Below are 4,875 nucleotides of genomic sequence, written 5' to 3'. Positions count from 1 at the left end.
CGTCGACTGAGCGCAAACTCCGGCCTCGAACTGTCGATCAGTTCCTCCTGCGCCCACCCGCTCCTACACTGGCCGAAGGCTCGAGGTGCCGGATGACTGCTGCGGGTGAGTTCCGGATTCGGGTGCTCGGAGGCGTGCAGGTGCAGGTGGCCGGTCGCCGGGTGGACCCGCTACCCACGCGTGCCGTCGACCTGCTCGCCCTGCTGGCCAGCCGGGCTGGCGAGATCCAGCCGCGCGCCCAGGTCGCCGCGCGGCTCTGGCCCGACTCGACGCAGACCCAGGCCCGCACGAACCTGCGTCGCGAGCTGCACCATCTGCGTGCCCTGCTCGGTGAGACTGCCGGCCTGACGAGCGGGCCGGAGGGACTGGGCTGGGGAACGGCGGGCGAGGTCGAGATCGATGTCGTCACGTTGATCCGCGCCCAGGCCGCGGCCCTGGAGGCCATCAGGGTCGACGACCCCGATGGGCTGCGAACAGCGATGGAGGTCGTGACCTGCGCCGAGGCGGAGTTCCTGCCCGGCTGCCGTGACGAGTGGGCGGACGAGGTGCGGGAGCGCCTGCGCCGGGCGACGGTGGAGGTCTGCGACAGTGCGACCCGATACTGGCTGGACCGGGGCCGACCGGACGCAGCCCTGTCGGGGGCTCGGCTCCGCACCCGCCTCGAACCGCTCGAAGAGGTTGGCTACCACTGCCTGATGCTGGTGCACCGTGACGGCGGCGATGTCGCCGGCGCCCTCAGCACCTACCACCGGTGTGTCGGTGTTCTGGAGCGCGAGCTCGGCGTGCAGCCCGGTCCGTCCCTGCAGCGACTCGTCGACGAGCTGCTCGACAACCAGGCGCCGACGACAATCGCCCAGCCCGTGCAGCTGGCGCCCGCGGCACCGACCGGGCGCGGGACTCCGCGGCGCGACAGGACCCACCCAAAAGACGTATCGCCGCGCCCCGAGCAGGCCGCGTTCGTCGGACGGTCTCGCGAGCTCGAGCGCCTGCTTGCCGCCTGGGACGGGGTCGCCAGGTCCGGTCAGCGACTCGCGCTCATCGTCGGCGAGCCCGGGGTGGGCAAGACCCGCCTCATGGAGGAGCTCGGGGTCGCGGTGCGCAACCGGGGTGGGGTCGTCTCGAAGGCGCGCTGCTACGCCGCCACGGCGGGGCTGCCCCTCGCGCCGGTGTCCGAGTGGCTGCGGACTCCACACCTGAGGCACGCCGTCCGTCGGCTGGACCTGACCTGGCGGACCGAGGTCGAGCGGCTCGCGCCGGTCACGCGCGCCACCGAATCACCGGTCCCGCCACCGGAGGCCGTCTCGACACCCAGTCGCGTGCCGTCATCGAGTGACGCGTGGCAGCGGATTCGGTTCTTCGAGAGCCTGGCCCGCGCCGTGGCCGCGGTGGGCCGCCCAGTCCTGCTCTGCCTCGACGACGTCCAGTGGTGCGACCGGGCCACGCTGTCCTGGGTCGCCTTCCTGCTCGGCACCCAGCTACCCGTGCCGGTGCTCGTCGTCGGCACGGCCCGGCGGGGCGCTCACACCCCTGCCCCGTCCGGTGACCCGATCGCCCGCCTCCAGGCGACCGCACACACCGAGGTGCTCAACCTCGACGAGCTCGACCTGGAGGACATGTCGCGGCTGGCGGAGACCGTCCTCGGTCGGCCAGTTACGGGCGAGGAGCGGGCGCTCCTTCGGGACGCCACCGCCGGCAACCCCTTGTCGGTCATCGTCGCAGCCCGTGACGCCGCATCCGCGTCGAGCGCCATCCGCGCGGAGGGCGTGCACACCGCCCTGCGCCGCCGGTTCGCAGACCTCCCGCAGGAGGAGCTCGACCTCGCCCAGCTGCTCGCGGCGATCGGTCGCGACGCGGGACTCGACCTGCTCGCCGAGGTGAGCGGCCGCTCCGATGACGAGGTGGCGCGCCTCGTGGACCGGCTGTGCCGCGGTCGGCTGCTCGTCCGGTCCGGGTCCCGCTACGACTTCGCCCACGACCTGGTCCGGGAGGCCGCCTACGGGACGCTGGGCCCCTCGCAGCGCCTGGTGGCCCATCGCCGCGTCGCCGAGGCGCTGGAGCGGACGCGGGAGCCGGACGACGGCGCCCAGGCCGCGGCGCTCGCCGAGCAATACGCATCCGCGGGACTGCCCAGACGGGCCATCCCCCTCCTGGAGGCGGCCGCCCGCGAGGCGATGGGGTTCTTCGCCCTCGATGACGCGATCCGGCTCGACGAGCGCGCCCTGCAGCTGCTCGCCGAGCAGCCGCCGAGCCGGTCCCGCGATGAGCACGAGCTGGCGATCGTCTGCTCGCTGCTGCCTCCGCTCACCGAGCGGCGCGGGTATGCGTCGACCTCGCTCGAGAGCGCCACGCGTCGGGCCGTGGAGCTGGCCGAGCGGCTGGGCCAAGTGGCCGACCAGACTGCGGCGCTCGTGACCCTCTTCAGCATCGCGTTCGTGCAGGGCCGGATCCGCGAGGCGGAGGCGATGGGCCGCCGGGCGCTCGAGCTCACGACGGAGGCAGCCCCGCACCTCCGAGCGCAGGGGCACCTCGCCCTCGCCGGTCCGCTGCTCGCACTCGGCGACTCCGTGGCCGCCGACGGGCACTTCGAGCGAGCCAGCGCCCTGGCGAGGCCGGAGGACCGGCTGACGAACGGGACGAGCACGGCCATCCACGCCCGGGCCTGGTGGGCCCACGCCCGCTACCTGTGCGGGGCTCCCGACGATGCCCGTGACCTGGCCGCCCGAGCCGTGCACGAGGCCCGGCTGCTGGGTCACCCGTGGTCCCTGACCGTCGCCCTCTCCTACCAGGCAGTGACCCTTCAGCTCCTCGACGACCGACCGGCCCTGACTGACGTTCTTGGGGAGCTCGAACCGCTCTGTGCCCGCTACCAGTTCGCCTACTACGACGGCTGGGCCATGGTGCTCCGGGGGTGGCTCGACGGTGGTGCCGAGGGACGGGCGACGAGCCGGGCCGGCATCGACCACTTCCTCGCAGCCCGGTCACTGACGCGGCTGCCCTACTGGCTCTGGTTGCATGCCGACACCTGTCGCCGCGCCGGAGACCCCGCAGCCGCCGCAGCGGCCCTCGACTCCGCCGCCGTCCACGCCCTCGCCAACGACGACCTCTGGTGGCTCCCGCAGGTGCGGGAGGCACGCGCAGACCTGCAGGTCCCGGCCGGCCGCGGTCGACCAGAGCGGTAGAACGCCTGGCGAACGCTCCACGAACGCAGCCGTTCCTAGCGTCGGAGGACTTCCTCACTCACACCCAGGAGACCAGATGTCCACCGAGACACAACGGACTGGCGCCTCGCTCGGCGTCGCCGCGACGACAGAGGCGACCACGACGGCCGCAACACCCACGACCGTGCCGTGGGGCGAGCTGCGCACGGCCCTCCGCGGCACGCTGGTGCGCCCCGAGGACCCGGCCTACGACACCGCCCGCCGGGTCTACAACGCGATGATCGACAAGCGGCCCGCCGCGGTGGCGCAGTGCCGCGACAGCACCGACGTCATCACCTGCGTCCGCTTCGCGGCGGAGCACGGCGTCGACCTCGCCGTACGCGGCGGCGCACACAACGCCGCCGGGCTCGGAGTCTGGGACGACGCGCTCGTCATCGACCTCCACCAGCTCGGCAGCGTCACCGTCGACCCCGAGTCGCAGACCGTGCGGGTCGACGGAGGCTGCACGTGGGGCGACGTCGACCACGTCACGGTGGCGCACGGCCTGGCCACGCCGAGCGGCTTCCTCTCGACGACCGGCGTGGGCGGACTGACCCTCGGCGGCGGCATCGGCTACCTCACCCGCCGGTTCGGGCTGACCGTCGACAACCTCCTCGGCGCCGACGTCGTCCTCGCCGACGGCCGACTCGTCCACGCCTCCACCGAGTCCCACCCGGACTTGTTCTGGGCGCTGCGGGGCGGCGGCGGCAACTTCGGCATCGTCACCTCGTTCACCTTCCGCTGCCACCCCATCGGGGACCACGGAAGGATCTACGGCGGCCCGGTCCTCTACGATCTCGCCGACACCGCTGCCGTCATGCGGTGGTACCGCGAGCTCCTGCCGACCCTGCCGGCCGAGCTCAGCGGCTGGCTCGGCATCCTCACCATCCCACCGGCCCCGCCCTTCCCCGAGAACCTCTGGGGCCGCAAGGCCTGCGGCATCGTGTGGTGCTGGACCGGTCCGCTCGACCAGGCCGAACGGGCCACCGCACCGATCCGTGAGTTCGGCTCGCCGCTCGTCGTCGGACTCCACGAGATGCCGTTCAACCTCCTGCAGGCGGCATTCGACGCTCTCTATCCGGCTGGGCTGCAATGGTATTGGCGCTCGGACATGGTCCGCGACATCAGCGACGAGGCGATCGCCGTGCACGAGAAGTATGCCGCGCTCCTGCCGAGCGGCCACTCGACGATGCACCTCTACCCGGTCGACGGGGCCGCGGCCCGGGTCGCCTCCGACGAGACCGCCTTTGCCTACCGCGACGGAGGTTGGTCGGCCGTCATCGTCGGCGTCGACCCTGACCCGGCCAACGCCGAGCTCATCAGCACGTGGGCCCGCAGCTACTTCGACGAGCTGCACCCCACGGCAGCGTCGAGCGTCTACGTCAACTTCCTCATGGAGGAGGGTGACGAGCGGGTCCGCGCCGCCTACGGCGCCAACTACGAACGGCTCGCGCGGGTCAAGCGGCAGTACGACCCGGGCAACCTGTTCCACGTCAACCAGAACATCCGTCCCGCGGCAGGGTGACCGCCACCCCCTTCGGTATGCCGCTCACCCAGCTCCGGCGGGCCCGCGCGGTCCGCGCGGTGCCGGCTCAGCGGCATACCACCTCTCGGGAGGGCCGCGCACGGCTTGGGGAGGGAAAACCCACCGTCGAGTGAGCGCGAACTCCGGAGTTCG

Annotated in this window: 2 protein-coding genes; both read left to right on the top strand. The window is 72.7% G+C overall.

Translation table 11 applies throughout. The features are described 5' to 3' along the window. The first annotated feature begins 92 nt into the window (after nucleotides 1-92). Nucleotides 93-3,179: an ATP-binding protein gene (locus N864_RS19225; RefSeq protein ID WP_034721051.1), complete on the top strand. Its 3,087-nt coding sequence runs from the start codon at nucleotides 93-95 to the stop codon at nucleotides 3,177-3,179. A 76-nt stretch (nucleotides 3,180-3,255) separates the two neighbouring features. After that, nucleotides 3,256-4,722, top strand: a complete 1,467-nt coding sequence (locus tag N864_RS19220) for an FAD-binding oxidoreductase (RefSeq protein ID WP_051518816.1) — start codon at nucleotides 3,256-3,258, stop codon at nucleotides 4,720-4,722. The last annotated feature ends 153 nt before the right edge of the window (nucleotides 4,723-4,875 follow it).

It is taken from the genome of Intrasporangium chromatireducens Q5-1, from assembly GCF_000576575.1.
Taxonomy (GTDB): Bacteria; Actinomycetota; Actinomycetes; order Actinomycetales; family Dermatophilaceae; genus Intrasporangium_A; species Intrasporangium_A chromatireducens.
The sequence above is the reverse complement of the archived record's forward strand: the minus strand, read 5'-3'. Positions and strand labels throughout refer to the sequence as shown.

Coding starts and splice junctions, on each gene's coding strand:
- N864_RS19220 (WP_051518816.1), top strand. CDS start 3,256: ATGTCCACCGAGACACAACGGACTGGCGCCTCGCTCGGCGTCGCCGCG.
- N864_RS19225 (WP_034721051.1), top strand. CDS start 93: ATGACTGCTGCGGGTGAGTTCCGGATTCGGGTGCTCGGAGGCGTGCAG.